Source organism: Pseudomonas serbiensis (assembly GCF_030580745.1).
Classification (GTDB): Bacteria; Pseudomonadota; Gammaproteobacteria; order Pseudomonadales; family Pseudomonadaceae; genus Aquipseudomonas; species Aquipseudomonas serbiensis.
In genome coordinates, this window is record NZ_JAUQOO010000028.1 from 25,680 (window position 1) to 51,467 (window position 25,788).

General features: G+C 57.8%; 29 protein-coding genes and 1 pseudogene. 13 read left to right on the forward strand and 17 right to left on the reverse strand.

Annotation, left to right across the window (positions count from 1 at the left end; all coding sequences use genetic code 11):
• Positions 1 to 14: 14 nt before the first annotated feature.
• The 8 genes from Q6A51_RS24850 to Q6A51_RS24885 form a co-directional block, all read right to left on the reverse strand.
• Positions 15 to 311 carry a phage tail assembly protein gene (locus Q6A51_RS24850; RefSeq protein WP_201020382.1) on the reverse strand — a complete coding sequence of 99 codons (297 nt, stop codon included), beginning with the start codon at positions 309 to 311 and terminating at the stop codon, positions 15 to 17.
• Positions 308 to 655: a phage tail tube protein gene (locus Q6A51_RS24855; RefSeq protein WP_201020381.1), complete on the reverse strand. Its 348-nt coding sequence runs from the start codon at positions 653 to 655 to the stop codon at positions 308 to 310. The genes Q6A51_RS24850 and Q6A51_RS24855 overlap by 4 nt, the downstream gene beginning before the upstream one ends.
• Before the next feature lie 60 nt (positions 656 to 715).
• Entirely contained in the window at positions 716 to 2,212 is a 1,497-nt protein-coding gene (locus tag Q6A51_RS24860) for a phage tail sheath subtilisin-like domain-containing protein (protein ID WP_304575962.1), read from the reverse strand.
• Between the two features lie 18 nt (positions 2,213 to 2,230).
• Positions 2,231 to 2,416 (reverse strand): DUF2635 domain-containing protein, encoded by a 186-nt coding sequence (locus Q6A51_RS24865; RefSeq protein WP_095068307.1) that lies wholly within the window; start codon positions 2,414 to 2,416, stop codon positions 2,231 to 2,233.
• A complete protein-coding gene (locus Q6A51_RS24870; protein ID WP_304575963.1) occupies positions 2,413 to 3,003 on the reverse strand; it encodes a phage tail terminator protein in 591 nt (196 codons plus the stop codon). The genes Q6A51_RS24865 and Q6A51_RS24870 overlap by 4 nt, the downstream gene beginning before the upstream one ends.
• Positions 3,004 to 3,036: 33 nt before the next feature.
• Positions 3,037 to 3,375, reverse strand: a complete 339-nt coding sequence (locus tag Q6A51_RS24875; RefSeq protein ID WP_025262100.1) for a hypothetical protein — start codon at positions 3,373 to 3,375, stop codon at positions 3,037 to 3,039.
• Positions 3,356 to 3,745 (reverse strand): DUF3450 domain-containing protein, encoded by a 390-nt coding sequence (locus Q6A51_RS24880; protein ID WP_201004889.1) that lies wholly within the window; start codon positions 3,743 to 3,745, stop codon positions 3,356 to 3,358. Before Q6A51_RS24880 ends, Q6A51_RS24875 begins: the two co-directional genes overlap by 20 nt.
• Before the next feature lie 492 nt (positions 3,746 to 4,237).
• The gene (locus Q6A51_RS24885; RefSeq protein ID WP_304575964.1) at positions 4,238 to 4,696 is read right to left on the reverse strand and encodes a hypothetical protein; all 459 of its coding nucleotides are present in this window, start codon (positions 4,694 to 4,696) and stop codon (positions 4,238 to 4,240) included.
• A 169-nt stretch (positions 4,697 to 4,865) separates the two neighbouring features.
• Here Q6A51_RS24885 and Q6A51_RS24890 point away from each other — a divergent pair, with 169 nt between their 5' ends.
• The 3 genes from Q6A51_RS24890 to Q6A51_RS24900 all read left to right on the forward strand — a co-directional run bounded on the left by Q6A51_RS24890 (position 4,866) and on the right by Q6A51_RS24900 (position 6,311).
• Positions 4,866 to 5,477 (forward strand): LexA family protein, encoded by a 612-nt coding sequence (locus tag Q6A51_RS24890; protein ID WP_183143743.1) that lies wholly within the window; start codon positions 4,866 to 4,868, stop codon positions 5,475 to 5,477.
• A 156-nt stretch (positions 5,478 to 5,633) separates the two neighbouring features.
• Positions 5,634 to 5,906, forward strand: coding sequence for a DUF1654 domain-containing protein (locus Q6A51_RS24895; protein ID WP_201004891.1), 273 nt, complete (start codon positions 5,634 to 5,636; stop codon positions 5,904 to 5,906).
• A gap of 162 nt (positions 5,907 to 6,068) precedes the next feature.
• A complete protein-coding gene (locus Q6A51_RS24900; RefSeq protein WP_198727696.1) occupies positions 6,069 to 6,311 on the forward strand; it encodes a pyocin activator PrtN family protein in 243 nt (80 codons plus the stop codon).
• A gap of 106 nt (positions 6,312 to 6,417) precedes the next feature.
• Here Q6A51_RS24900 and Q6A51_RS24905 read toward each other — a convergent pair whose 3' ends face one another.
• Both Q6A51_RS24905 and Q6A51_RS24910 read right to left on the reverse strand, forming a co-directional pair.
• The gene (locus Q6A51_RS24905) at positions 6,418 to 6,828 is read right to left on the reverse strand and encodes a hypothetical protein (RefSeq protein WP_304575965.1); all 411 of its coding nucleotides are present in this window, start codon (positions 6,826 to 6,828) and stop codon (positions 6,418 to 6,420) included.
• Positions 6,829 to 6,956: 128 nt separating this feature from the next.
• A pseudogene (locus Q6A51_RS24910) lies at positions 6,957 to 7,643 on the reverse strand (lipid II-degrading bacteriocin); the annotation flags it as partial.
• Between the two features lie 468 nt (positions 7,644 to 8,111).
• On the opposite strand from Q6A51_RS24910, the gene estP reads away from it, so the two are divergent.
• The gene (gene estP, locus Q6A51_RS24915) at positions 8,112 to 10,040 is read left to right on the forward strand and encodes an esterase EstP (RefSeq protein WP_304575966.1); all 1,929 of its coding nucleotides are present in this window, start codon (positions 8,112 to 8,114) and stop codon (positions 10,038 to 10,040) included.
• A 127-nt stretch (positions 10,041 to 10,167) separates the two neighbouring features.
• On the opposite strand, the gene Q6A51_RS24920 is transcribed toward estP, so the two are convergent.
• Positions 10,168 to 11,445, reverse strand: coding sequence for an acetyl-CoA C-acetyltransferase (locus tag Q6A51_RS24920; RefSeq protein ID WP_122320504.1), 1,278 nt, complete (start codon positions 11,443 to 11,445; stop codon positions 10,168 to 10,170).
• Between the two features lie 120 nt (positions 11,446 to 11,565).
• Between Q6A51_RS24920 and Q6A51_RS24925 the strand changes: the two genes are divergently transcribed.
• The 7 genes from Q6A51_RS24925 (at position 11,566) to Q6A51_RS24955 (ending at position 18,312) form a co-directional block, all read left to right on the forward strand.
• Positions 11,566 to 12,921, forward strand: a complete 1,356-nt coding sequence (locus Q6A51_RS24925; protein WP_122320503.1) for a 3-oxoacyl-ACP reductase — start codon at positions 11,566 to 11,568, stop codon at positions 12,919 to 12,921.
• A 27-nt stretch (positions 12,922 to 12,948) separates the two neighbouring features.
• Complete coding sequence (locus tag Q6A51_RS24930) at positions 12,949 to 13,800, forward strand: MaoC family dehydratase (RefSeq protein WP_304575967.1); 852 nt, start codon at positions 12,949 to 12,951, stop codon at positions 13,798 to 13,800.
• A gap of 71 nt (positions 13,801 to 13,871) precedes the next feature.
• The gene (locus Q6A51_RS24935; protein ID WP_201004898.1) at positions 13,872 to 14,177 is read left to right on the forward strand and encodes a MazG-like family protein; all 306 of its coding nucleotides are present in this window, start codon (positions 13,872 to 13,874) and stop codon (positions 14,175 to 14,177) included.
• A complete protein-coding gene (locus tag Q6A51_RS24940) occupies positions 14,174 to 14,923 on the forward strand; it encodes a methyltransferase (protein WP_122320500.1) in 750 nt (249 codons plus the stop codon). Before Q6A51_RS24935 ends, Q6A51_RS24940 begins: the two co-directional genes overlap by 4 nt.
• A gap of 18 nt (positions 14,924 to 14,941) precedes the next feature.
• Positions 14,942 to 15,568: a DUF4136 domain-containing protein gene (locus Q6A51_RS24945; protein WP_201020370.1), complete on the forward strand. Its 627-nt coding sequence runs from the start codon at positions 14,942 to 14,944 to the stop codon at positions 15,566 to 15,568.
• An 18-nt stretch (positions 15,569 to 15,586) separates the two neighbouring features.
• The gene (locus Q6A51_RS24950; protein WP_304575968.1) at positions 15,587 to 16,150 is read left to right on the forward strand and encodes a DUF4136 domain-containing protein; all 564 of its coding nucleotides are present in this window, start codon (positions 15,587 to 15,589) and stop codon (positions 16,148 to 16,150) included.
• A gap of 116 nt (positions 16,151 to 16,266) precedes the next feature.
• Positions 16,267 to 18,312, forward strand: coding sequence for a pilus assembly protein TadG-related protein (locus Q6A51_RS24955; protein WP_304575969.1), 2,046 nt, complete (start codon positions 16,267 to 16,269; stop codon positions 18,310 to 18,312).
• Here the strand turns inward: Q6A51_RS24955 and Q6A51_RS24960 are convergent.
• Positions 18,309 to 21,077: a PAS domain-containing sensor histidine kinase gene (locus tag Q6A51_RS24960; protein WP_201020367.1), complete on the reverse strand. Its 2,769-nt coding sequence runs from the start codon at positions 21,075 to 21,077 to the stop codon at positions 18,309 to 18,311. The two genes, Q6A51_RS24955 and Q6A51_RS24960, sit on opposite strands and share 4 nt — an antisense overlap.
• On the reverse strand, positions 21,067 to 21,522 hold the full coding sequence (locus Q6A51_RS24965; RefSeq protein ID WP_201020366.1) for a TadE/TadG family type IV pilus assembly protein: 456 nt from the start codon (positions 21,520 to 21,522) through the stop codon (positions 21,067 to 21,069). The genes Q6A51_RS24960 and Q6A51_RS24965 overlap by 11 nt, the downstream gene beginning before the upstream one ends.
• A 76-nt stretch (positions 21,523 to 21,598) precedes the next feature.
• Between Q6A51_RS24965 and Q6A51_RS24970 the strand changes: the two genes are divergently transcribed.
• Both Q6A51_RS24970 and Q6A51_RS24975 read left to right on the forward strand, forming a co-directional pair.
• Complete coding sequence (locus Q6A51_RS24970) at positions 21,599 to 22,069, forward strand: prepilin peptidase (protein ID WP_304575970.1); 471 nt, start codon at positions 21,599 to 21,601, stop codon at positions 22,067 to 22,069.
• Between the two features lie 125 nt (positions 22,070 to 22,194).
• Positions 22,195 to 22,935: a response regulator transcription factor gene (locus tag Q6A51_RS24975; protein ID WP_304575971.1), complete on the forward strand. Its 741-nt coding sequence runs from the start codon at positions 22,195 to 22,197 to the stop codon at positions 22,933 to 22,935.
• Positions 22,936 to 22,984: 49 nt separating this feature from the next.
• Here the strand turns inward: Q6A51_RS24975 and Q6A51_RS24980 are convergent, their stop codons facing one another.
• The 4 genes from Q6A51_RS24980 to Q6A51_RS24995 are packed head-to-tail and all read right to left on the reverse strand — an operon-like array spanning position 22,985 to position 25,781.
• Positions 22,985 to 23,257, reverse strand: a complete 273-nt coding sequence (locus Q6A51_RS24980; protein ID WP_304575972.1) for a DUF3613 domain-containing protein — start codon at positions 23,255 to 23,257, stop codon at positions 22,985 to 22,987.
• Complete coding sequence (locus tag Q6A51_RS24985; protein WP_304575973.1) at positions 23,254 to 23,979, reverse strand: tetratricopeptide repeat protein; 726 nt, start codon at positions 23,977 to 23,979, stop codon at positions 23,254 to 23,256. Before Q6A51_RS24985 ends, Q6A51_RS24980 begins: the two co-directional genes overlap by 4 nt.
• 28 nt (positions 23,980 to 24,007) lie before the next feature.
• Positions 24,008 to 24,895: a type II secretion system F family protein gene (locus Q6A51_RS24990; RefSeq protein WP_304575974.1), complete on the reverse strand. Its 888-nt coding sequence runs from the start codon at positions 24,893 to 24,895 to the stop codon at positions 24,008 to 24,010.
• Between the two features lies 1 nt (position 24,896).
• Positions 24,897 to 25,781 (reverse strand): type II secretion system F family protein, encoded by an 885-nt coding sequence (locus tag Q6A51_RS24995; protein WP_201020360.1) that lies wholly within the window; start codon positions 25,779 to 25,781, stop codon positions 24,897 to 24,899.
• Positions 25,782 to 25,788: the final 7 nt, after the last annotated feature.

Genomic DNA, 25,788 nt, shown 5'->3' on the forward strand with positions numbered 1-25,788 from the left:
GTAGACGACGGCTATCAGGCCTTGGAGGTCTCTGATGCCGCTGCCATGAAAAAACTCGCGACCTTCCAGCTCAGCTTGTTGATATCGGAAAGATCAAGCTGATCGACCGAGGACGGAGGAATGCCTGCGCAGACCGCGATGTATTTCGCAGCGACTTCCAGGTCGAGCGACACCTCCTCGTGCTTGTCGATCTTGTAAGGCAGCGCCTTGATCGCTCGCGCTTCCTGCGCCGTAGGGCGGCGGAAAGTCAGTTGCGAAAGGGATTCCCCGTGAGCCTCGACCGGGCTCGCCAGTACGATGACTTCACTCATTGCCAGCTCCCCTGGTTACCGTCGAACTTCAGCTCGATGGTGCCCTCTTCGCCCTTGCTGGTCGGTTCATCAACCAGATAGGCACCCGACAGAACGTAGATCTTGCCGTTCTGGAATTCACAGGTGATGGTCATGTCCACACCGGTGGTGAGCGCTTTCAAGGGAAAGTCAGGGGTATGAACCGCCGTGAAGCTCAGCGACGGAGCCTTGTCCACTTCCTTGAAATAGCCCGGCACAACGGTCTCGCGCTTGATGTTCATCAAAGGGGCTTCACCGCCGCCAGTGATAGTCAGTTGAGTGCCGTCCACCTTGATGTAGCAGGTACCAGCTACTTTTTGAGCCATGTTCTTTATCTCCAGAATGAAAAAACCCGCACAAGGCGGGTTTGAATGTCGAGGTTGAATTTACGCCGCAGCGTCGTATTGCAGGCGGAACTGATTGAGCAGTGCGAACACGCGCAGACCGTTGATGTAATCCGGCGGGAACATCACGTTGATGCGGCTCGGGTCCTGGGTGTCGCGCTCGACGACCAGGTGCTCAGCGAACAGCTCTGCGTTTTCCACATGGCCTTCTTCTTCGAGCCTGGCGTACTGAGCGATCAGCTCACCACGAATGGTGCTTGGCGTGACGATCGGCTGACCGGCACCGAAACGGGTGCCATCGTTGGCCAGCTTGTGACGGCCATACTTGCTGGTGATCACGCTTTGCAGACGACGAATGATGAACGCCGACTGGTGCAGGGTTTCGCTGTCCAGGTACGAGTTGTCCGCCTGACCGTAGGCGTTCTTCTGGTACGTGGTGATCGAACGCTGAATACGTACGTAACCACCTTCGTAGTAAGCGGTGGCGATACCGTAACGCAGCAGCGACTCACGTTCGGTGAGCGTGAAGCGGGCACTGGCAGGCGCCGGGTCCAGGCCAGGCAGGGTGCCGGTCTGAGTCGGACGGCTGGCATCGGCAGAGATGAACACCGCGGTACGCGCAGCCAGAGCAGCAGCCTGCACCCACACCGGCTGTGGCACACCGATTTCGACGCCCTGGATCGTGACATGCTGATCGTTACGCAGTTGACCTGCGGCGACCAGAGTACCGACCGTGCCGCGCTTGGCGCTGTAGACGTGACCGTAGAGTTGCTTGGCCCAGCTCCAGCGACCGGTGCTGTCGTCCATTGCCGATTTCCAGGCATCCAGCGTGGTGGTATCGGACCATGGCACGCACAGGAACTCGAAAGGCTCATCGCCCAGCGCGGCCAGTGCAGCCACCTGATCCGGAGTGCCGACACCGCCGGTCAGGGCAGTGGCAACAACGGCCAGACCGGCCGGAGTGACCTCGCCATTGGTTTTACCCAGACGATTGAATTCCAGCTGGATGTCGTTACCGCTCTCACCGCTCCACTTCACGGACAGGGTTACAACACCCGCTTCGACCTCGGCCTTGACCGGCAGATCCGGCGTGGCATTGATCTTCACCGACAGCGCACTCGCTGCCTGGGCGGCGGTTGCGCCATTAACGATAGTGGCCTGCACTCGCACACCACCGACGTACAGGTTCAGAACACCGGACTCGGTGGCAGTGCCTGTAAGAGTGATGGTGGCACCGGCCTTGGCGCCCACTGTATTGAGCAGCGGCAGGCACCAGACTTCACCGGTAGGATCGGCCTTGCGCCAGGTTTCGTACATCGAGGCCAGCATGGAGCCCTGGCCGCCGATGTTCTTGGCCAGCGATACGCTGGGCACCAGTACCAGCGAACCGATTTCAGGACCGGTTGCATCGTCGTTGACCTGGGCAACGATCAGACGGCGCATGCTTGCCGAAGCGCTGTTGGCTGCAGAGTTGTCCATTTCCGCATAGAACAGCGGAACACGAACATCGGATGGAATGTTATTGAAACTGATAGCCATTGTTTGGCTTCCTCTTGATTACGCCGTGACGGCCTTGATGGTTGGGGATTGCTCGGTTGCAGTGGTGACATCGCCATCGTTGTAACGGCGCTGCCACCATGCGTTGAATCGGACTTCACGACCTTCGGCCGGCAACAGGTCGCCCGCCTCCGGATCAGGTACAACCCGGCCAGCGACCGGGATCACAGTGATGCGTTGAGTCATGGTGTTACGTCTCCTGAGAACTTCATTTCGATACGTCCATCGGGGCCGGGAGATTTCAGATTCGGATCTGCCGGATCGATACAGTCCATGTCGAAAGTCGCGCCGGTGAAACCCGGCAGACCATCCAGAAAAACCTCGTGCCAGGTTTCGGCAGGCTGATCGGATGTATTGCGACCCAGTTGAAACTGCGCCGCGAAACCAAAGCGCCATGCCACTTGCGAGGCATTGACCTGCAACAAACCGCCGCCTGTGTACTCCAGCGGCTCGTAGTCGCTGCCGGCGTTCCAGCCCACCAGCGCACGCCAGAGTTCGGCGCGAACGGCATGCAGTTGCTCGCTCGCCTCCTGGCCACGCTCGTCGCTGCCCGTGAGCACTACCACCACATCAATCCGGTCGGTGATGTTCTGGCGCACCGCGTTCTTGAGGTCATTGGCCGTTGCCGCATCGCCCGTTGCAATCACGTAGGCCGAGGGGGAACTGAGCGCCGTACTGTTCATGACGGCATTCCAGTAAATACCGGCGCTGATTCGCCCGGCAAAGGTCGGGCATGTCGCCTGCAAATGGGCAACAATCGGGGTTATCTTCATGGGTAAATCCAGAGGTGTCGGATATCGGTGGGATTACTGCCGGGCCTTGCTCAGCGCCGCATCGGCCTTGTCAGCCGCACGGCTTGCGGTATTCGCCGCCTCGGTCGCCGCCGAGGCGGCGCTTTCGGCCTTGTCTACCGCCTGAGTTGCGCTCTCTGCCAGCCTGACAAGACTGATATCGCGCTTACCCATGGCAGCGTCGTATGCCTGGCGTATCTCGGCCAGTTGCTTGGTGTGCTCGAAACTGGCCGACCATTGCCCGGCCTGAAAGCCCAGTGTCAGGCTCCCGGCCGCCAGCAGAGCAGCGATCACCCAGATCTCCACACGACGCCACCAGTGGCGGGCGATAAAGTTAATTGCGCATCTGTCCATCCGTGGGACCTCCTAGCTGAGAGCGAAGCCGGGCAATCTCGGCGCTTTGCGTCGTCACCTTGTCAGTGAGTTGAGCAATCTGGCTGGTGAGGACTTCAACCTTGCCCTCCATACGGCCAACCGCAGCGGCCAGCTCGTTACGCTCTTTTGCGAACTGATCCGCTCGGGCCTCAGCCTCCTTGCGAGCCTCGCGCTCTGAGTCGAGCAATTCATTCAGGCGCCGGACGGTACCGATATCGGCGTTATCCATTGCCCGGTCTGCGGCGTCTTTTGAAAGAAACTTGCGCAGCCATAAAAAGCCACCAAGCAGGATGGTGCCGGTCCCGCCCAGCCAGGTAGCTGTGCCTGGGCCAAGGTCAGTTGGGTCCATCGGTACTCCGGGAATAAAAAAAGCCGCACGAAGGCGGCCAGAAGGAACAAGAAAAGAAGCTGGCGGTATGTTGATTTGAGGTGTGTCCCGAGTTGTTGCCCCCAGACGCAAATCGCATATCGTGGTGCCTTTGTACCCCCCTTCGGAAAAGCTGGAAAGGGCCTTTTTGGGGGTGGGTCGAGTTCGACCAGACTTCAACCGGAGTTCAACCACGCTTCGACAATTGGCTCGGATAAACGGTATTTCGTTGAGCTTTTCGCGTCTGCTTTATTGATCCTTTCGCGAATGAATTCGCTCCTACCGGGAACCCCGTAGGAGCGAATTCATTCGCGAAAGCTTCCAGACAGATAAATAGGGCGGGATGGCGATGAGGACGTAAAAGAAGCGAGGAGGCAGCGTCCCTCTATAAAAACGGCCCAGGAAGGGCCGTGAAGAGTATGTTCGTTCGCCAGTACACGAAACAACTCTGGCGGACATGATCAAAGCAGAAACTCAACCCACCTTGCGGCCTGCCACCTCGGATGCCTGAGCCTTATCTCTTGCGCCACGACTCGCACTGCGGGCCGCCAGGATCGACAAAACCTGCTGATGCAGTTTTTCCACCCAGTTTCGGTAGGTCCTGTCAGCACCTTCATTGATACCAAGCAAACGCATCTGCTCACGGGCAGGCAGCAGATCGACGTAACGGTATTGCGCCAGTTTCGCCAACTCGGGGCCTCTGCCCTTGGCCGGACCACGGGACAGCTCTGCCACAGCGGCCTCGACTTCACTGCCGATGTAATCCATACCGCTTCCGTTACCGATCAAGGCTCTGGAGCCCGGAGTACGCCGGGGGATATAAGCGCCCCACTCCATGATGCCTGCCATCGGGCTGCTCAACCCGCCGCCCAGGCCCAGACGCATCCGTTGCTCTCCCCAATTGGCCATCACGGCCTCGACTTCATCAATCATTCTCTTTCCTCGCTGAAAGCAACCAATTAAACAAATTGTTTATTTTGCGAGTAAAATACATTTTGTATTGTAAATCCAGAAAAACCACTACACTGTGTCGATTGTCGAACCCCATACAGGCTGTAGTATTTCGCGCATGAATAAATGGTATGAAATCGCCAGAAAGGCCATGGAGAACCTGGAAATCAGCCAGGAAGACATGGCTGAGCGAATGGGTGTGACTCCGGGTGCCGTAGGGCATTGGCTGAACGGCAAGCGCGAACCGAAGATCGATGTGATCAACCGGTTTTTGAGCGAGCTGGATCTGCCCATTCTTGAAACATCGCTCCCCTCTCATGAGCCAGGGCAACAGAACGTTGCGCCTACCGCTCAACCCTCGCGCTTTTACCGCTACCCGGTAATCAGCTGGGTAGAGGCCGGTGGCTGGAACGAAGCTGTCGAGCCCTACCCGGCCGGCTATTCGGATACCTTTGAACTCACCGACTACAAGGCCAAGGGCCAGGCCTTCTGGCTGATGGTGCGCGGCGATTCCATGACCGCTACGGCAGGTCAGAGCATTCCGGAAGGCATGCTGATCCTGGTCGATACCGGGCTTGAGCCAACCCCCGGAAAGCTGGTGATTGCCAAACTTCCCGAGAGCAACGAGGCAACCTTCAAGAAGCTGGTCGAGGATGCAGGCCGCTATTTCCTCAAGCCCCTGAACCCCGCCTACCCGACAATCCCCATCACGGAAGACTGCAAGTTGATCGGAGTCATCAGACAGATGACGATGCGGCTCTAGCTCAACCCTTCCAGACCAAAGCCCCGAATTTTCGGGGCTTTTTTATTTCCGCCATTCGAGCCCTTCCCTCTTATTGCAAGCCGGACACATTTCACTGTTGCGTAGGAAAAAGACCTGAATTACTGTATGCACATACAGTAAAAAAGGAATTGAAGCATGCCTGCCTGGACACCTGATATGTCGCAACACGATGCTTATCTGGCGTTGGTCCAACGTATTCAAGCACTCATCAGCAGCCCTCAGGCTCAGATCGAGCACCAGATACGCCTTCATCGAGAGCCTGGCGAATCTCTTCTTCATTGGGAACAGATCGCTGAACACCTCATGGAAGCCGAAGGCGTCACCGTCACTCGCGACCACACAAACGACACGATCCACCTCGCCTGGTACGTGGAATTCGAGGACGGAGAAAATACAAATCGTATTTAAAGATACAAAACGTATTGCAGGTTCAAAATACATATCGTATTGTTGGTTCACGTCTCTCATCACCGATGACCGAGCCACCCAGCAGCAACGTTCAAGACCCGATGGCCCGTGGGAAGGAGACGAAACATGACTCAGACTTTTACCCACAGGGAGTAATCGCCAATGACCAATACACTGGATCTGCTTCGCAAGGAATTCGCCACCCCATGCCCGACACTGAGCGCGGTCAGGGAGCGTTATTTCTCGCACATCTCGAACGATCGCAATCTGCTGCGCAAGATCAACGCAGGCCGTATCGCGTTGAAAGTCAACCGCACCGGCGGCACACGACAGGGCCACCCCTTCGTGTACCTGCACGAACTGGCCGCCTATCTGGATGCAATCGCACACGACCAGGCGGCATAAGGTGAAGAGAAAACAGACCGTCAGCGGGGTTAGTGATAAGCCAGCCCCGCTGCGTTATTTAAAAAATACAGGGAGCGCGAAAAACGGTGCGGCCACAGATTTGAGGTTAGCGCTGAGAACGTTTAGGCAATGCCGATATCACTAGAGCGATGACGGCCAGATAAAGAAGAATACCGACAAGCCCAAGCGTTTTTTCAAACAAGAAAAATCCAATGACAAAAACACCTACAATGGAAGTAAGTAAAAGGCATATATTAAAAATCGAAAAAACAGCAACTCTTTTCCCCCACGAGCTTGATTCAAACCTTGCCGAGACTACAAACCCAATCGTTGCGAGAAGTAAGGCAACACCACTGATGGCTTGGAGCATAACCGTATAAATGGTAACCGCAGGCAAGCCTCGGGTATCTGACAGGTCCGAAGAGTTCTCTGGAACTCCATCCCCAGCAAAAAACAAACAAACCCAAGCCATGACAAACAATAAAATGGCCACCAGCAAACGATAGCTAATTCTCATATGTTCCCTCCCCGCACATCAATAAAAACCGCACCAATCTTAAACACAACAACACCAATGGAGTACCGTTTTTTTTGCACCTGCGCAGACAAGCGCTTCCAAAAGGGAACTCCATCACAGTCCAGACTTTATTGATTTGAATAGCTTATAGGAATAGAACCTGGCATTTTTATTTCATAAGGCACTGCACCGGATACGCGCTCCATTTCCCTTAAATTTGTAGTAGCTCGTTCATCAAAGTCATTACGATACTGGCTTCGATTAGCATCATACACATCATTATATGCCCGAACCTCACCCACAAAGCTAATCACTCCAGATGCTGTATGTATTACCTCACCCGTGATACGTATTGTAATAGATCCTAGATACATACGAGCAGTAAACGAGTCCTGCCCGGTATAGTAAGGCACGGTCAGATCAACTGAGGTTTTTCCGATACGGGCAGTCCTGATGATTGCCATCAAATCGGGAATCTTATCAGCAGCAGGCTTAATACCCGTGCGATTCAACGGCACAGTGGCTGGAGTTCCTTCAGCTTGAAGAAAATGCATCAAGGCTTTAATGGGTGTAAAAATCCCACCGGAAAACTCAGGTGTCGCCAAGACCTGCGCTTTCTTTCTCAGCCCATCACTTCGTCCAGCGGCCAAGGCATCCTCATTAGAAACACCAGGATTAACAGTCTTAATAAAATCGGCATAAGCAACCGAATGAAAATCATCCGCCATCATACCTGCCAAGCAATAAGGCGGTCGATTAGACGCTATCATTTTCAACTGACTGTTAACGATCGACCACCAATTACCAGCTAAATATGCAACATCTCTTTAAGCACGCGCTTGCATCAGCGCCTGCATTCCGCCCATTAGCGGGTTAATTCGTGTAACGCCCGAAACAGTGCCATAGTCATCTGGATACACATAGATATTGGGTAGCTCTACAGTCATATCACACCTTTGAAATCATAAATTTTTCAATATACATACTTACACCACCAAAACAGCAGGAAGCATTGCTATGCACTGAACAGCACTCCCAAGCCTCAAAGGTGTTACATGGTTATGGGTAAGTATTGCGAAAAACCTGTATATGAGCCGCCTACATTTCTATTGTCAGCATCATCTTGAGCGGTAGCTCCCAACCTCTGTAACCCCTCGGACACAGACCTATCAATCCTTTCGATCGGTTCTACAACCGCTGGGCGGTAAGTTCTTTTAGTTCTGGAAGTGACGGGGATGCTTGCTAGGGTCCCTACAGGCAGAACAATAAAAAGGGCTTTTTTCATGACCGAAACATCACTGCGTCGGCCTCTGGCAGCATGCTTGCTCACTCTGGCCTGCACCTCGACATTCGCGGCTCCAGCCCCTTACTCCACGATGGTCGTGTTTGGCGACAGCCTGGCCGATGCGGGGCAGTTTCCGGATCAGGACGGGCCGCCCGGAGCAACGTTGCGCTTTACCAATCGCGTGGGGCCTACCTATCAGGATGGCAGCGGCGAGATCATCGGGCTGAACTCCTCGACTCTGCTGGGCACGCTGCTCAATGTTCCGGGCAGTGAACTGAATGCCTCCACGTCTGCAGTGAATGCCGCACTGGGGATACCGGACGGTAATAACTGGGCAGTGGGAGGTGATCGCACGGACCAGATCTACGATGCCATCACCTCTGAATCCCGCGTGGTCGATCCCAATACCGGCACCGTGCTACGAACCCGGACCGGCTATCTGCCCGGCAACAATTTTCAAGCGGACCCGAACGCGCTGTATTACCTGACAGGTGGCGGTAATGACTTCTTGCAAGGCCGCGTACTGAGCAGCGGTGACGCTGCGGATTCTGCCGACAATCTGGCTGACAGCGTACAGGCCCTGCAACAGGCAGGGGCCCGCTACATCATGGTCTGGCTGCTGCCGGACATTGGCCAGACACCCTTGCTGAGCGGGACCATCCTGCAGCCACTGACGTCTGCACTCAGCTCCGACTTCAACGAGCAACTGGTCAGTCGTCTGGAACAGATCGATGCACAGATCATCCCGCTCAATGTGCCCCTCTTTATCAGTGAGACCCTGGCCGATCCCGGTCGCTTCGGCTTCGCAGCCGACCAGGATCTGGTAGGAACCTGTTTCAACGGCGCAGGCTGCGATGAAAACAGCACCTATGGTCTGGACAGCGCTACGCCGGACCCGAACCGGCTGTTCTTCAATGATCGGGTCCACCCGACCGTTGCAGCTCAGCGCCTGTTTGCCGACTACGCCTATTCGTTGCTGGCTGCCCCTTGGGAAATCACTCTGCTGCCGGAAATGGCCAGTGGCACATTACGCGCCCAACAGGACGAACTTCGTTCCCAGTGGCTGAACGATTGGGGCAATTGGCAAGGTGTTGGCCAGTGGCGCAGCATCCTTGCCGCAGGCGGTCAGAAGATCGACTTCGATGCCCAGAACACTTCAGCCCAGGCGGATGGCCACGGCTATAACCTGACCCTCGGAGGCAGCTACCGTTTCGCCGAACACTGGCGTGCCGGGCTGGTTGCCGGGGCTTATCGGCAAAACCTGGAGGCAGGCGCACAGGATTCGCAATACAGGCTCAACAGCTACATTGCGACGGCCTTTGTGCAATATCAGGCCAATCACTGGTGGGGTGACCTGGCAGCTTCTGGCGGGCATCTGGATTACGACAAGGCCGAGCGCAAGTTCGCTCTGGGCGTCAGCGAAGGGCAGGAAAAGGGCGACACCGATGGCAAGCTCTGGGCTGCAAGTGCGCGCATTGGTTTTGATGTTGCGGGGGCCGCGAGCCGCTGGCATCTGTCACCCTTTATCAGCGCCGATTACGCTCATATCGATGTGAACGGCTACTCGGAGCAAGGCAACCGCTCGACAGCCTTGACCTTCAGCGATCAGACCCGCAAATCCCGGCGCGCAGGCGTTGGCTTGCAGACCGCATTCGAGCTGACGTCTTCGACCCGGATATGGGGCGAGTTCGCTCATGAACGGGAGTTTGAAACGGACCGGCAGAACGTGACCATGGCACTGAACAGCCTGCCAAGCCTTGATTTCACCCTTGAAGGCTACACGCCACAACGTAACCTCAACCGCGCCAGTCTGGGCCTGAGCCAGAAACTGACTCGCGACCTGACACTGCGCGCAGGTTACAACTGGCGCAAGAACGATGACACGACTCATCAGGGTGTCAGCGTGGCATTGAGCCTGGACTTTTGAGGCCTTAAATCCGTGGGAGGGGCTTTGGCCGCGACAGCAGTTGAAGGCGCTGAAAATGTGTTGCCTTTCAGTTGTGTCGTCGCGGCCAAGGCCCCTGCCACTTCATGAGATATACGACTGACCTTTTTCAGCGCTCCAGAATCGCGGTAACGCCCTGCCCGCCCGCTGCGCAGATCGAGATCAGACCGCGCCCCTGGCCTGCAACCGCCAGCAGTTTGGCCAGGTTGGCAACGATCCGGCCACCCGTTGCAGCAAAGGGGTGGCCGGCCGCCAATGAACTGCCCTTGATATTGATCTTGCTGCGGTCGATGGAACCCAATGGCGCCTCAAGCCCCAGGCGAGTCTTGCAGTATTCGGGATCTTCCCAGGCCTTGAGCGTACAGAGCACCTGAGCCGCGAAAGCCTCGTGAATTTCGTAATAATCGAAATCCTGCAGCGTCAAACCGTTGCGTGCCAGCAGACGCGGCACCGCATAGGCAGGAGCCATCAGCAGGCCTTCTTCGCCATTGACGAAATTCACGGCTGCCGTTTCGCCATCGCGTAAATACGCCAACACTGGCAGACCCCGCTCTTTGGCCCACTCTTCACTGGCCAGCAGCACCAGCGAAGCGCCATCGGTGAGCGGTGTCGAGTTGCCAGCCGTCAATGTACCCTTGGCGCTGCGCTCGAATGCGGGTTTGAGGCTCGCCAGCTTTTCCAGCGTCAGGTCAGGACGAAGGTTGTTATCACGGGTCAGCCCCAGATAAGGCGTCACCAGATCGTTCTGCCAACCATCTGCATAAGCGGCTGCCATTTTCAGATGACTCTCCAGCGCCAGTTGATCCTGAGCGTCGCGCTCGATCCCCCAATGCTGTGCCATCAGTTCGCAATGCTGGCCCATGGACAAACCTGTGCGCGGTTCGCCGTTACGAGGCAGCTCCGGCTTGAGGTGCTGGGGCCTCAATTTCAGGAGGGCCTTGAGCTTGTCGGCGCCGGTCTTGCTGCGATTGATCTGCAACAGGATATTACGCAGCTCTTCATTGACGCCTATCGGCGCATCGGACGTGGTATCCACGCCTCCGGCAATGCCGCATTCGATCTGTCCCAACGCAATCTTGTTGGCCACCAGCAAGGCAGACTCAAGGCCGGTGCCACAGGCCTGCTGTAAATCGTAAGCAGGTGTTTGCGCCGACAGACGCGAACCCAGCACGCATTCACGGGTCAGGTTGAAGTCCCGGGAGTGCTTGAGCACCGCTCCGGCAACCACCTCGCCCATACGCAGGCCATGCAGGTTGAACCGCTCTATCAGGCCCTCCAGCGCAGCTGTCAGCATGTCTTGATTACTGGCAGTGGCATAGGCGCCGCTTGAGCGGGCAAATGGAATCCGGTTACCGCCGATGATGGCGACACGACGTAGCTGCGTCATGAAAAACTTCCTTTTCTTCAAGCATTGTCTGGGCGGGTGATGAACAGCGTGCTGAAACAAGAACAAATGTCGCTTCAGTGTGGTCCATGTCTTTGAACCCCGATTCAAGGAGAGTGTTCCATGTCGTCAGATCGCTACATAAATTTCGCCAATTCCGACATGGGTCGTCGCTTGGTGAAAGCCGTAGGTCTTCCGAGCCCGACGCATCTGGAGCGTTGGCAAGCCGGACGCTTGCGGCCTGTAGAGGGAACGCTGCTGATCAGCGCCGGGCCACTGGCGGATCACATCAGACTGTTCGCACAACGCCTGACCGACTCGCTCTACAGCTTTGGCAGCGATATCCCCGGCGCAACAGCCTGGGCCGCCGAACAAGGCCCGAAACTCAAGGCCGTGGTATTTGACGCCAGCGTGCTCGTACACGCTGAACAGCTCAAACAGTTACGGGATTTCTTTCAGCCGCTGCTGCGCAATCTGGATCAATGCGCCCATGTGGTGATCCTCGGGCGTGCCCCCGCGACACTTGAAGACCCTCTGGCAGCCAGTACCCAGCAGGCCGTTGAAGGCTTCAGCCGTTCACTGGCCAAGGAAATGCGCAACGGCAGCACCGTTCAACTGTTACAGGTGGACGAAGGGGCTGAAGACCAACTGGAAGGCGCGCTGCGCTTTTTCCTGTCCCCCAAGAGCGCATTCATCTCGGGGCAGGTCATCCATCTGAGCCCGAACACCGCACAGGTTCAGGACTGGAGCCGCCCCTTGGCCGGGCGCAAGGCGGTAGTCACGGGTGCCGCGCGCGGAATAGGCGCTGCGATTGCCGAAACCCTCACCCGCGATGGCGCCGATGTCGTGCTGCTGGATGTGCCGCAGGCTCGGGCAGATCTGGAGGCCCTGGCTGCAAGGCTCGGCGGGCAAGCGCTGGCGCTGGATATCTGCAGCCCGGATGCCGCCGTCCAGTTGCAGGAGCATCTGCAAGGTGGCCTCGACATTCTGGTGCATAACGCCGGTATCACCCGCGACAAGACCCTGGCCAACATGTCGGCGGATTTCTGGGACTCGGTATTGGCGGTCAACCTCGAAGCCCCGCAGGCACTGACTCAGGCATTGCTGGATAACGGCACCCTGAACGACAACGCACGAGTGGTATTGATGTCGTCTACCAGCGGGCTGGCCGGCAATCGCGGACAAACCAATTACAGCGCCAGCAAGGCTGGCCTGATCGGTTTTGCCCGGGCCATGGCTCCGTCGCTCAGGCAGCGCGGTATCAGCATCAATGCCGTAGCACCCGGATTTATCGAAACCCGTATGACCGCCGAAATGCCTTTCACCTTGCGTGAAGCAGGTCGACGCATGAGTTCTCTTGGCCAGGGCGGCTTGCCGCAGGACGTCGCCGAAGCCGTTGCCTGGCTGAGCCAGCCGGGTAGCGGCGCGGTGACCGGCCAGGTCTTGCGTGTCTGTGGTCAAAGTGTGATTGGGGCTTGAGCCCGCATTCGTTCAAGGAGATGGATAATGACTGCTCACTGGCGCTACCTGGACTCCCTGCAAACTCTGCCCAACCTGTTCATGCAGGCGGCATTGAGACGCAAGGTCACCGGGACGCAACTACCTGATGTGGGTCTGCGCAGCTGGATGTCGGTGGACGCCGACAAGCTGGCAGCCTATCGCAGTGTCTGTGGCTTCAAGGATGACAGCCTCCTGCCACCCACTTACCCGCATGTCCTCGCCTTTGCGTTACAGATGCAGTTGATAACCTCACGGGAGTTTCCCTTCCCGCTGCTGGGCCTGATCCACATCACCAACCGCATCAGAGTTCATCGCCCGCTCGGCGGCGTCAGCCAGTTGTATATCAGTGTCCAGGCGACAAACCTGCAACCCCATGCCAAAGGCGCGACATTTACTCTGATCACTCAGGTTGAAGACGGCCTTGGGCTGCTCTGGGATGAAGAAAGCACCATGCTCTGCAAGGGCGTGAAACTGGAAGGCGAGATCAGCGGCGATTTCGAGCCTGCCCCCATGGCAATGAGCGAACTGGCACGCTGGCACGCCTCATCACTTATCGGCAGGCAATACGCCAAGGTGTCCGGCGATTACAACCCGATTCATCTGAGTGCGCCCAGCGCCAGGCTGTTCGGTTTCCCCAAAGCCATCGCTCATGGCATGTGGCTCAAAGCCCAGACACTGGCGACCCTGGACGACCATTTGCCCGCGTCGAACGTTGAGGTCAGCGTGCAGTTCCAGAAACCTATCCGCCTGCCCAGCGATGTAGTGCTGTCAGCCAGCGCAGCCGGTTCCCATGGTCAACTGCGGGTCGAGGGCGAACAAGGCATCGTACACATGATCGGAAGCTGGCAACCGCTGTAGGTGAATTCATTCGCGAATGACTTGCCTGAAGCCCCGTTCCCCCTGAAGCTATGCGCCTTCAGGAGAGCATCATGAACCTCGACGAGTTGACCCGGCGTCTGCACCGCATTCGCGATCAGAACGACTGGAAACAGTTTCACAGCCCCAAGAACCTGGCCATGGCCGCCAGCGTGGAAATGGCCGAGCTGGTAGAAATCTTCCAATGGCTGCGCGAAGACCAGTCTCGGGAATTGCCACCCGAGAAACTGGCCCATGCCGGGCAGGAAGTAGGCGATATCGTTCTTTATCTGCTGCTTCTGTGCAGCGAGCTTGGCCTGGACATGGAAGATGTCGTGCGCAGCAAGCTGGCCGACAGCGAGCGGAGATTCGCCAAGTGAGTGATCGTCATTTCGACCAGTTGGCCACCCGCTTCGCGGAAAAGATCTACGGCGGCGCCAAAGGTGCCATTCGTCTTGCGGTGCTGCAGGCCGACCTTGCCGAGACGCTGCCCGAGCGGCCTCTGCGCGTTCTGGATATCGGCGCCGGGCTTGGGCATATGTCGTTATGGCTGGCGGAACGTGGCCATGAAGTCACCCTGGCCGAACCAGCCGGGCCGATGCTCGAAGGCGCGCGCCAGCGTTTTGCCGATGCCGGGCAAAGCGCGACGTTCATTCAGTCGCCCTGGCAGGATATACCGGAGCAACTGAGCGAGCCTTATGACCTGGTATTGTGCCATGCCGTGCTGGAATGGCTGGCAGAACCTCATGCCATCCTGCCAGTACTGCATCGACTGACCAAGGCCGATGGCTGGTTATCGCTGGCATTCTATAATCGTGATGCGCTGATTTATCGAAATTTGCTCAAGGGGCATTTTCGCAAGATGCGCAAGAACGACATGGCTGGCGAAAAACAGAGCCTGACCCCGCAACAGCCCCTCGACCCAAGGGAATTGGAAACGCAACTTGAAGGCCTGTGGCAGGTCGAAACCCGCAGTGGCGTGCGAGTGTTTCACGATTACATGCCGGTTGAATTTCAGGCCCGGGCCGAGCTTGAGGACCTGCTGGAAATGGAACTGGCTCACCGACGCCATCCGGGCTTTGCAGGTTTGGGTCGTTACCTGCACTGGATATGCCGTCCGGTCTGAAACCACGCGGAGATCATCATGAAACGCCGCCTCGCCTTGATCGCCATCTGCCTGAGCGTGAGTGCCTGCCAAAGCGACAACCCGTATGTCGCCAGCTCCGCACCCATGCCACCCGCTCCGCCGCAAGCGGCCAACACACTGGACATGAGCGCCTATCCGGCAGCGCCACGAGATTATGGCCGCTATCGAAACTGGGCCTGGCTCAACGGGCATCTGCCGCCGGGCACGGCGTGGATGGATTCGGCACAGGTCGCCGATGCGGTCAGCAATGGCCTGGATCAACGCGGGCTGCGGCCTAACCGCAACGGCCAACCGGCAGACGTCTATGTCAGCGCCTCGATTCGCCAGGAAACCCGAATGCGTCAGGTGCGTGAAGACTATTCAGACCCGTACTATGGCGGCGGCGTGGGCTATGGCCGCTACAACGGTTATCGTAATGGCTACGGCGGTTATGCCAGCGTCCCCATCGTGCGTACCTATCAGGAAAAAGTGATGGTGGTGCAGATCAACCTGTTCGATGCCCGCACCGGCCAGCCGGTCTGGAGTGCCAGCGCGGACACCACAAGCGGCGTCGATGAAGCCTCGCGCAGCAAAGCATTGCGTCAGGCGGTGCAACAAGCCTTGACGGCGTATCCCCCTTCGTAACCCTTTCGGAGAACTGCCATGTTTCGCCGCCTAGCCTTGCTGTCACTGGCCGTACTACTCACAGCCTGCCAGACCAATCAGATCAATCGTGACTTCGATGCCCAACGGGATTTCGGCGGCTATCGCAGCTGGAGCTGGAAAGAGCCAGGCGTGCAATATCAACCCGAAGATCCACGCATCAAGAGCGACCTCACCGAACAGCGCATCCGCCAGTCGATCAGCGACCAACTGGACCAGCGCGGCCTGCGCATGGCACCAGGCGGTGCCCATGCCGATCTGCGGGTGCAAGCCTGGTTGATCGTCGAAAACCGCCAGCAACTGGTCAGCACCAATAACAATGCCGGTTGGGGACCGTGGGGCGGTTATGGCTATTGGGGCGGCCCGTTCACCACAGAAACCCGAAGCGTGGATTACAAGGTCACGACCCTGCAGATCGACCTGTTCGACGGCAAGGACGGCAAACTGGTCTGGCGCGGCAGCACCGAACGTATCCTGAGCGAAAACGCCGTCAACCCAAGCGCCCGCGATACCGCCGTGCGCAATACCGTGGCCAGAATCCTGGAGCAGTATCCGCCGCGCTGATACGTCTTCGCGGATGAATCCGCACACTCAGAGAACCATCCGGCAGCCTCCCCGGGCCTTGTCTACACTCCTTTGCACACAGGCGAGTAAGCGACGGCTTGGCCGAAGGAGTGCTGATGTCTCCCCTGAATCGTTATGTCGCGTTACCGGCACGGCAACGCGGCGCCATTAGCTTGCTGGCTGCATTGACCCTGGGTATTGCCCTGTTATGCACGCTGCTTGTCATCGACAGCGGCAGGCTGTATCTGGAAAAGCGTTCACTGCAACGTGTAGCGGACATGGCGGCACTGGAGGCGGCCAGCCGCAAAGGCACCTGCACCTCAGGAACAAGTGCTTCCACCTACGCCAATCAGAGCGCCACCCGCAACAGTTTCGTGGTGGGCAGCGACAGCCGCACGCTGACGGTCAACTGCGGCACCCTGGCGCTGGACGTCAACAGCCGGCGCACCTTTACCGCCGATGCAACCAAGCCCGAAGCCATCAAGGTAGTCGCCACTCATGCCGTCCCCCGAAGCATCGCGGCGGGCATCGCGGCGCTGTTCGACAGCACACCGACTCCGGCAAACATTCAACTCAGTGCAACAGCGGTTGCAGCAAGCACACCGCCCCTGGCGGCATTGACCATCCGCAGCGCCGCAATGACCATCGACAGCGCCAAGGCAGCGCTCCTCAACCCTGTTATCGGTAGCCTGCTGGGCGGAACACTGAACCTCAGCGTCGCCAACTGGCAAGGAATCGCAGGCACCGAACTGAGCGTGCTCAATTACCTCAACCGGCTCAAGACCGACCTGAACATCAACGCCGTGGGCTACACCGATGTACTGAACACGAATGTCGCTGTCAGCCAGTTGATCCAGACGGCAATCAATGTGCTGGACCCTGCCGGAACCTTGAGCGCTACTGCGACCATAAGCGGCCTGCGAGCCTTGAAGATTGCGGCTGGCGCGACCACGGTGCTGCTGGGTGATTTGCTGTCGGTGCAGGGCAGTACGGATATCGCAGCGCTCAATACCAACCTGCGCCTGTTCGATCTGGTGCAAGGTGTCGCGCAACTGGCCAATGACAAGAACGGCATTTCGGCTGCTGCACAGATCAACCTGGCCGGGCTGGCGCAAGTCACGACCAGGGTTCAGGTAGTCGAGCCACCACAACTGTCGGCCATTGGCGACCCGAGCAAGATCGATCCGCTCAACCCCAGGACCGGAGCGAACAGACTCTATGTCCGCACTGCCCAGATGCGGGCACTGGTTTCGATCAATCTGCCAGTGCTCGGGGCGATCACTCCGCTGGTCAATACCGCCACGTCGCTGGTCAGCAGCCTCACCCCGGTCATCAACAGCGCCCTGAGCCTGAACCTCGCCGGGCTGCTGGGCTCGACCACATGCGCCATCGGCCTGACCAGTTGCATGGTTTCGGACATAAAACTGCTGACTTCAAGTGCATCCTCAAGCGCCGGCCCCAGAATCGATATCAGCATTTCAATGGCCAGCGCTGACACCTATGTCACCGGCTATACCTGCACCAGCAACACCAACAAGACGTTGACCGTTCATACCGATACGGCGTTGATCAGCACCAAGATCGGCCTGATCGACAGCGCAGGAGCCTTTCCAGCCAGCACCGACCCTTCCGCAATTACCGCCATCCCCATCCCAGTGATCGATATCGGCACCCAGACCTGTCAGAAAATTCTTGGCCTGCTGGGCAGTTGCACCGCACGAGTGCCCTTTGGCGGTGGGGGCGTCGGGATCAGCTTTGATCCTGTCAGCCAGTCGCCACTGGGAGGAAGTTCGTCCTCGACCAACAGCACCTTCAGTTCACCCAATCTTCCAGAGGTCAGCAGTTCGCCCTACTTTCCTCTGGACCCCGCCGCCGCGGTTCTGCCCAGCACATTGCTCGACGGCGTCATCTCAGGGGCAAAGGTCAGTGTCTACAGGCCTTCGACCACCAGTCCCAATGGCCTGGGCAATGTGATAACCGGAGCGGCGTCCATGCTGGCGGCCATTACCACCACACTGGACGGTATTGTCGCTGGCACCCTGAGGCCACTGCTGCAATCGGTCGTAGACCCGCTGATCGACGCGTTAGGCCTCAGCCTGTCGCCCGCCGAGGTGGGCGGTAACCTCAGTTGCAACTTCGGTCAGGCCACACTGGTCATTTAGGAGTGCTTGAAAATAGGTAACTCGATCTGGAACCTGGCACCCTCATCGACATTGCTGACGCTCAGTTGCCCGCCCATCTGATCGACGATGCCATAGCTGACAGACAAGCCCAGGCCGGTGCCGACACCCACCGGTTTGGTGGTGAAGAACGGCTCGAAAATACGCTCCAGCAGACGCGGGTCGATACCGCCGCCGTTGTCTTGAACCGACAGGCGAATGATGTTCTCGTCCTCTTCCACCTCAAGGCCGATCCAGGGCTCGAAGTCACGGTCCTTTTCCCGACGCGAAAGCAAGGCGTCCCGGGCGTTGACCATCAGATTGATCAGCACTTGCTCCAGTTGATCCACATGCCCGCGTACTTGCACTGACGCGCACATTTCACCGATACGGATCTGCACGCCCTTGCCCTTCATGCCCTCAGAGAGCATCGAGATGGTGCCTTCCACGGCCTGAATCGGATTGAACAGTTGCTCTTCGATCTCGGAGCGGCGTCCAAATACCCGCATATGATCCACCACACGGGCTGCGCGCTGAACCTGGGTGTCGATGCGATTGAGCTTTTCGGTGAGGTAGTCGATATCGATATCGCCCTTGCCCAGACGCTTGAGAACGTTGACCACCGCCATGCGCATGACATTGAGCGGCTGGTTGATCTCGTGTGCCAGACCGGTCGCCATCTCGCCCAGCGTCGCCATTTTCGCACTCTGGTTCAGTTGCATCCGTGAGCGGCGCACATCGGTGTTATCGCGCCCGACCGCCTGGATCTCGATCAGCTTACCCTCTTCATCGAACACGCCCCGGTCGGCCCATACCCACCAGGCATATTCCCGTCCGGGCAGCTCGATGCAGATTTCCTCTGTACTCATGGGCGCTTCAGGGGTCAGCAGTGCAATACGCTTTTTGAAGGCTTCACGCTGCTCATCCGAGAGCCAGTCCCCCAGGTTGATGCCCGTCAGTTGCTCCGGCGTACACTCCATGTAATTGGCCAATGGACGGTTGCCGAAGCTGAGCACCAGATCCGGGGTGTAACGGCAGATCATCGCCGGCGAGTCTTCCACCAGAATCCGGTAACGCTCCTCGCTCTTGCGCACCTGTTCGGCCGCCAGGGTGGCATCGGTGACGTCAAGCCACAGCCCCACAGCTTCCACGGGCATTCCGAGATCATCACGCAGCAACCGCGCCTCATCCAGCAGCCAGTGATAATCGCCCTTCTTGTCGCGCAGCCGGTAACGGCGGCTGACAAAGCCTTCGCGCAGTAACTGCCGGTTGCGATCGAACCAGATATCCTGATCGTCGTGATGGATGTACCCGGCCAGTTGCCCGTCGACACACTCGGCCAATGTCCAGCCCAACAGAGGCTTGAGGCTGTCGCTGAAAAAGCTCGGTTCCAGATTGCCCTGGTCATAGCGCTGGACGTAGATCACCGCTGGCGAACTGGCGATCAGGTTATCCAGCCGCGCATGAGCCGCCGCCGCATTGGTTTCCTGATTCTTGATATCACTGACATCAAGCATGAAACCCAGCACGCGCTGTACCTGGCCACTGATCAGGGCCTGGCCCTGAATGCGGAACCAGATATTTTCCTGTGCAGGATCGGTCTGAAGCAGGCGCACACACAACAGCATCGGCGTGCCCTTGTCACGCAACTGGACAAGACGGGTGGATAACTCCTGCCGGTCGGCCGGATGAATCATCGCCAGCCAGTCCTGACGAGGCAGACGATCGACCCTGTCATTGAGGCGCAAACTGCGCGCCAGTTGCGGGGCCAGCAGAATCTCATCGCTGCTGGGCAGCAACTCCCACCAGCCGGTACCCAGCAGATCCTGAAGCACCGCCAGACGCTCGACATGGTGACGGTTATGCTGCTCCGACATACGGAACAGCACAGGCCCAGCCAGAGCCGAGCACAGGTTCAGCCACTCGCGTTCGCCCAGGTCCGGCGCTTGCTGCTGCGCGTTGTAGAAGCCGAACATCAACCAGGCCTTGGCAACGCTGTCACGGCTGTGAGGCATGACAAATCCATCGGCATTGCCGAAGGCACTTTGCAATTGCACCAGATCAGTACCGGCGCCAAACGCCAGTTGATGGCTGATATTGGCATCCAGCCTGTCCAGTTCAACGCCAAGCCGTTGCCCGACCTGCCATAACTCAGGCGCGGTATGAGCGTGGTATTGGGCATAGACTCGCCAGCCTATGCCGTTGATCTCCGGCAGCACCAATGCCACGCAGGGGATGTGCCAGAGCTGTGCCAGCTCCTCAAGCTGTTCGGCTACCACTGCGGCCAGCCGGTCAACGTTGCAAACCCGTATCCTTTCGGCTATCTGCCCGGCAATACGCAGGCATTGCTGACGACTGCGGGCGGCGCTGGCCTCCTCCATCAGGTCGCTGATGTCCATCAGTTGCAACAGCCAGTCCTTGCCGTGGGCCTGGACCCAGCCACGGGCATGCAGGGTGTGGGCATCTGCACTCTTGAAGTCCAGATCGAGCATGTGCCCCATCCAGTCCGACGGCACGCCTTCGATCACCAGGGCACTGTTGGGCAATAGCAGGCTCATCAGTCGCTGCATCGATACGTACTGGGCGGTGATTCCCAGACGCGAGAGCAAATGCGGGCTGACGCTCTGCACCCGCCCCTCGCCATCGAGCAGCAAATAGAGATCCGCGCCAATCGTTTCCGGCTCGACTGTCGCAGGTACGGGTTGCGGGGCGGCCGGCGTGTCGGAGCGGCCCAGCCAACGACTCAAACGTGTTTTATCAAGGGACAAGTTGCAAACTCGCTTGGGCAGAAAGGTTGGTCGGCAGGTTCGGAACTTCGCCGATTCCTGGCAGGGTCAACACCGGCAGAATTCTGGTCAGCTTGCTCTTGGGGTAGTGAATCCTCACCGTCAGGACGCCAGCCGTATAGCTCACGCTCATGTCGGAGGCAGTGAAACCCAGCGCGGCAGGCATCCAGGCCAGTTGGGTGGTCAGGACTGCACTGGCCTGGCTGACCAGCAAGGTGTCGTAGTTGGCGACCGTCGGGCTCAACGCCACACTTCGGCGCACCGCCTCGCTGACGGCAGCATTGAAAGACTGCACCATCAGCAATGGGAGGCTATAACTCACTACGCCATAGAAAACAGCAAAGAACACAACGAACACCACCGCAAACTCGATTGCAGCGGCGCCCTTCTGTTTTCGACGGGAGGATTTATGAAAGGCTGTTGGCATGTCGACGTCCACCCTGACATTTACTACCGTTAAGACAGCATAGGTTCTTTCAGGAAAACAGGATGTTTTTTATACAATGGAATTACTTTTCCTACTCGCCTGGTTCGCCATATGTGCGGAACAGGACGCCCGGCAACGACTGATATCCAACTGGCTGACATTAGGCGGTTTTACCCTCGCACTGGCTTATCTGTTGTACAGCGGCCATACATGGCTGGGGTTTGAATCTGCCGATGCTGGCTGGGCGCTTTTATTGGCGGTGGCGCTGACGCTACCCGGTTATGCCCTTGGCAGACTGGGCGCAGGCGATGTGAAGCTGCTGGCGGCGCTGGCTCTGGCGAGCAGCAGCCTGCACTTGCTGGGCACTTTTATCGGTGCGGGACTGGTCATGTTGATATGGTTGATCATTCGTCAAAAAGCCTGGCCCCTTATAGGACAGAGAGTTACGCAGCGTTATACCTACATGAATGCCGAAGCGACAAATAAACAACCCTTCTCGCCTTTCCTGTTCACAGGCTTTTTATTGACGGCTCTGTGCATCCACTAGTCGAATCACACCTTAGCGCTATGTACATAGCCGGAAAGTACGACTACGGTAAATCGTAAACCTTGTTTTGCTGATATGGACCGGGCATCTGTCAGTTGTTATGACTCGTCGGCATGGAGTAGCGAGTGAACAAGTATTCGACCGTCAAAGTTCTGGTTGTCGATGACCAGCCTCTTATCGTTGAAGAACTGAGCGATTTTCTCGGGAACAACGGCTATCACTGTATCCCTTGTCACTCAGGCAGCGAGGCCATCGAACAGTTTCGCAACGACGACAGCATCGGCATCGTGCTGTGCGATCTGGACATGCCGGGCATGAACGGAATCGAGATGGTCGAAGCCATGAAGCTGGTTGGCGGCAAGAAACACCTGTTTGAAGCCATCATGCTGACTGGCCTGGCCGAGAAGAAAGACGTGATCAAGGCGCTGCGTGCCGGGATCGCCGACTACTATCAGAAACCCGTCAATCTGGACGAGCTGCTTCAGGGTATCCAGACTCAGGAACTGGCCCTGCAAGAGCGGCAAAAGAATCTTCAGCAGTTGGGGCTGCTCAACGAAAAGCTCCAGTATCTGGCGGCCTCCATCGACGACTTGTACAAGAACCTGGATAAAAAACAGAGCACGCTGGAACAAGACAGCCTCGACGCCGAGAACAAGCTTTTCGCCCAGCTATCCCCCAGACAACTCGCTGTCGCCAGGCTGGTCAGCAAAGGCCAGACCAATTACCAGATCGCCTGCGAACTAGGCATCACGGAAAACACCGTCAAACTTTATGTCTCGCAGGTTCTGCGCCTGACCCACATGCATAACCGCACCCAGTTGGCGCTGGCACTGTCACCGAATCGGCAACGAATATCAGCCATGTAGGAGCGAATTCATTCGCTCCTACCCGACTTTGAAGAAGGGCACGGGGCGATTATTTCCCGCCCGACGAGATACTTCCTCCCTTCTTCTGCTCATAAAAATCCGGGATCTCATGCTTGTAGGTTTCAAGCCAGCGTTGCAGGCTCAACTCGCGTTCGACGGGAGTGAGGGTTTGCGGAGTGGGCGAAGCCGCACTGCCACCAATCTGCAGTTGCAGCCAGGCCTCGGTCTGCTTCTGCGGAGCCGATGAAGGTCCTTCATCAATGGCCCATGCGTCTGCGCACAAGCCGAACAGCAGAATACCGCCGAAGATTATGCTCCTCATGGATGTGCCTCCTCTGATTGGTCACGCATGGCCGTTACCTGGCCATTCGAGATAGAACGGCTGGCAGCAGGCGTTTTCAGTTTTTCTGCCCGGACCTGCGCGTCACTGACCTGCTGTGCCGTCAGTCCTGCCCTGGAAGCCAGTTCTGCGGCCTGGGTCCAGTTATCCTGATAGATCAGCAGCGTGACCAGATTGGCGGCCGCCAGGGTGTCGGACTGCCGGAGTTCGATGGCGGTAAGGAACTGGAAGCGGGCCTGCTCCAGATTCAGCTGGTTGAGATAAACCACACCAAGATCGTTGCGGATTTTTTCATCGGTTGGCGCCAGTTTGCTGGCCCGGAGCAAATGCTGCTGCGCCTGGACATTGTCGCCACGAGACGCCGCCAGCTGCCCAAGACCATGCTCGCCTTGCGCAGCCCGGCAAGTGCCCAGCAGGCTGCGGTACAAAGGCTCGGCTTCGCGACTGCCCAGCAAGCGCAATACCCGTGCCTTTCGCAGCCGCACTTCATCAAGATTGTCGGGCAGGCTTTCCAGGTTGGCCAGGCTGGCATGCAAACGCCCTTCATCGGCCATGTTCTGTGCCAGATTCAGGGTGAACTCCTGGTCGGATGTCGGTTTGGGGCAAGTGCCCGTTCCGGCCGACGACTGCATCCAGGGCGCAGTGCCGTTGGTGGCGCATCCACCCAGCATCAAAAGCCCCACGAAGATCATCACTGCTTTCATTGCAACACGTCCTTCATCCATGCACGTTTCACCGGCCGCCCAAGGCATGACCGATGGCGGTAAATCCTGGCCCGGCCAGCACAATCAATAACGCCGGGAACAAAAAAACCATCATCACCACCGACATCTTGGCCGACAGTTTGGAGATGTATTCCTGCAAGCGCGTCAGGCGGCGGTCGTCGAGCAACTGCTTAAGGGCCAGCAAGGACCGCAAAGCCCCACCGCCCTGATGAATCAATTGATTGAGGATCACGCAGGTGTCGCTGAACTCGTCCACGGCCAGCAGGGCTGCGGACTTTCTCAACTCATCTCCCAGCTCCAGCCCGGAATCGACCCGCACCAGAATCACGCGGATTTCCTCGGACAGCACCGGCAGCAAGTCCTTGCCCTCGTTGCTCAGTACCCGCAGCGCCTGCTCCACAGCCATACCGGACTCGAAGAGGATGCGCAGCAGTGGAATGAAGGTCGAGATCTCTACCACCACTTGCTTCTGACGATGCTGGGCGAAGGCAGCCAGCGCCCGTTTAGGGATCAGATAACCCACACCAAACGCAAAGACCGGTGCAATAAAGGGCTGCTCGACAGAATTGAAAAACAGCACCTGGAGCAGAATGACCAGAACCAAAAGCCCGATGGGTATGCCAATCTGGCAAGCCGCATACAACGAACGCTTGCTGGCCCGACGCCAACCGATACGGTTGAGCAGGACCTGGGTTTCGTTATCAAGGCTGATCGAGCGCTGCCCAAGGCGTGTATCGCCCAACAAGCGCAGCCAACTGCCGATACGGCTTTCGCGCACCATCTGCCCCTTGAGACGCAAGGCGACCTGACGCTCGTTGCGGCGCTGGCGAGCCAGGTTGGACAGCAGCAACAAGGCTGCCGCCACAAACATCACCGCACTGATGGTCAGGCCCATTTCATACACTCCGCAACATGCGCCACAACGTCAGGCAACCCATCACCTGAAAGGAGAACGCGACAATCAGCATTCGCTGCCCGCCGCTGTCGTTCCACATGTGCATCAGGTAATTGGGATTGGTCAGCATGAAATAACCAACCATCGCAATGGGCAACAGCGCCAACACGATGGCGGTCATGCGCGTTTCGCCGGTCATGGCACGCAACTGACGGCCCGCCTGCTCGCGCTCGCGGATCAGCTTGATCAGGTTCTCCATCAGTTCGCTGGCATTGCCGCCATAGCGATGGTTGACCTTCAGCCCAAGCGCAAACAGGTGAAATTCATCGCGCTCGTACAGCTCGGCAAAATCCCGTGCAGCGTCGGGCAGGCTGACGCCCATTTGCACGTTTCGCTCGATCCGCAGCATGCCGTCGCGCAACGGCTGGTCCGCCGCCTCGATACCATGCAGCACCGCATCGGCCAGGGTCCGGCCTGATTTCAGGCTGCGTACGGTGTGATCGAGCATCTGCGGCAATTGCTCGATCATGCGCCGCACCCGCTTGCGATAACGCCAGGAAATAAACATGCGCAGCGTCAGTGGAGCGGCTACCAGCCCGACCCCGAAACCGAACCAGTCGCCCATGAGGTAACCCAGCAGTATCGATAGCGTCCATAAGGTAATCGCCAGGCCAATACGCTCTGTTGGCTTGCCCAGCCCGGCGCGCAAGAAGGCGCGTTCCAGCCATTCAATACCGGGCTTTTCTTCGATCGCTATCGGCTGCCCAACCTGCAAGCGCTGCATCACTCGCTCGCTCGCCCCCCGATTCAGCGCCAGATAAAACATGTAGAGCGCAGCACCCAACAGCAGCACAAAAATGATCGCCAGAACCAGTGATGCTTTCATGGGGCAG

Excerpts from the sequence above, each read along its gene's own strand:
- Q6A51_RS24905 (WP_304575965.1), bottom strand. The coding sequence starts at position 6,828 with ATGAGAATTAGCTATCGTTTGCTGGTGGCCATTTTATTGTTTGTCATG.
- Q6A51_RS24925 (WP_122320503.1), top strand. The coding sequence starts at position 11,566 with ATGTCGTCAGATCGCTACATAAATTTCGCCAATTCCGACATGGGTCGT.
- Q6A51_RS24850 (WP_201020382.1), bottom strand. The coding sequence starts at position 311 with ATGAGTGAAGTCATCGTACTGGCGAGCCCGGTCGAGGCTCACGGGGAA.
- Q6A51_RS24965 (WP_201020366.1), bottom strand. The coding sequence starts at position 21,522 with ATGCCAACAGCCTTTCATAAATCCTCCCGTCGAAAACAGAAGGGCGCC.
- Q6A51_RS24920 (WP_122320504.1), bottom strand. The coding sequence starts at position 11,445 with ATGACGCAGCTACGTCGTGTCGCCATCATCGGCGGTAACCGGATTCCA.
- Q6A51_RS24935 (WP_201004898.1), top strand. The coding sequence starts at position 13,872 with ATGAACCTCGACGAGTTGACCCGGCGTCTGCACCGCATTCGCGATCAG.
- Q6A51_RS24950 (WP_304575968.1), top strand. The coding sequence starts at position 15,587 with ATGTTTCGCCGCCTAGCCTTGCTGTCACTGGCCGTACTACTCACAGCC.
- Q6A51_RS24880 (WP_201004889.1), bottom strand. The coding sequence starts at position 3,745 with ATGGACCCAACTGACCTTGGCCCAGGCACAGCTACCTGGCTGGGCGGG.
- Q6A51_RS24895 (WP_201004891.1), top strand. The coding sequence starts at position 5,634 with ATGCCTGCCTGGACACCTGATATGTCGCAACACGATGCTTATCTGGCG.
- Q6A51_RS24945 (WP_201020370.1), top strand. The coding sequence starts at position 14,942 with ATGAAACGCCGCCTCGCCTTGATCGCCATCTGCCTGAGCGTGAGTGCC.
- Q6A51_RS24890 (WP_183143743.1), top strand. The coding sequence starts at position 4,866 with ATGGAGAACCTGGAAATCAGCCAGGAAGACATGGCTGAGCGAATGGGT.
- Q6A51_RS24885 (WP_304575964.1), bottom strand. The coding sequence starts at position 4,696 with ATGATTGATGAAGTCGAGGCCGTGATGGCCAATTGGGGAGAGCAACGG.
- Q6A51_RS24995 (WP_201020360.1), bottom strand. The coding sequence starts at position 25,781 with ATGAAAGCATCACTGGTTCTGGCGATCATTTTTGTGCTGCTGTTGGGT.
- estP (WP_304575966.1), top strand. The coding sequence starts at position 8,112 with ATGACCGAAACATCACTGCGTCGGCCTCTGGCAGCATGCTTGCTCACT.
- Q6A51_RS24930 (WP_304575967.1), top strand. The coding sequence starts at position 12,949 with ATGACTGCTCACTGGCGCTACCTGGACTCCCTGCAAACTCTGCCCAAC.
- Q6A51_RS24970 (WP_304575970.1), top strand. The coding sequence starts at position 21,599 with ATGGAATTACTTTTCCTACTCGCCTGGTTCGCCATATGTGCGGAACAG.
- Q6A51_RS24990 (WP_304575974.1), bottom strand. The coding sequence starts at position 24,895 with ATGGGCCTGACCATCAGTGCGGTGATGTTTGTGGCGGCAGCCTTGTTG.
- Q6A51_RS24870 (WP_304575963.1), bottom strand. The coding sequence starts at position 3,003 with ATGAAGATAACCCCGATTGTTGCCCATTTGCAGGCGACATGCCCGACC.
- Q6A51_RS24865 (WP_095068307.1), bottom strand. The coding sequence starts at position 2,416 with ATGACTCAACGCATCACTGTGATCCCGGTCGCTGGCCGGGTTGTACCT.
- Q6A51_RS24860 (WP_304575962.1), bottom strand. The coding sequence starts at position 2,212 with ATGGCTATCAGTTTCAATAACATTCCATCCGATGTTCGTGTTCCGCTG.
- Q6A51_RS24980 (WP_304575972.1), bottom strand. The coding sequence starts at position 23,257 with ATGAGGAGCATAATCTTCGGCGGTATTCTGCTGTTCGGCTTGTGCGCA.
- Q6A51_RS24985 (WP_304575973.1), bottom strand. The coding sequence starts at position 23,979 with ATGAAAGCAGTGATGATCTTCGTGGGGCTTTTGATGCTGGGTGGATGC.
- Q6A51_RS24955 (WP_304575969.1), top strand. The coding sequence starts at position 16,267 with ATGTCTCCCCTGAATCGTTATGTCGCGTTACCGGCACGGCAACGCGGC.
- Q6A51_RS24855 (WP_201020381.1), bottom strand. The coding sequence starts at position 655 with ATGGCTCAAAAAGTAGCTGGTACCTGCTACATCAAGGTGGACGGCACT.
- Q6A51_RS24900 (WP_198727696.1), top strand. The coding sequence starts at position 6,069 with ATGACCAATACACTGGATCTGCTTCGCAAGGAATTCGCCACCCCATGC.
- Q6A51_RS24875 (WP_025262100.1), bottom strand. The coding sequence starts at position 3,375 with ATGGACAGATGCGCAATTAACTTTATCGCCCGCCACTGGTGGCGTCGT.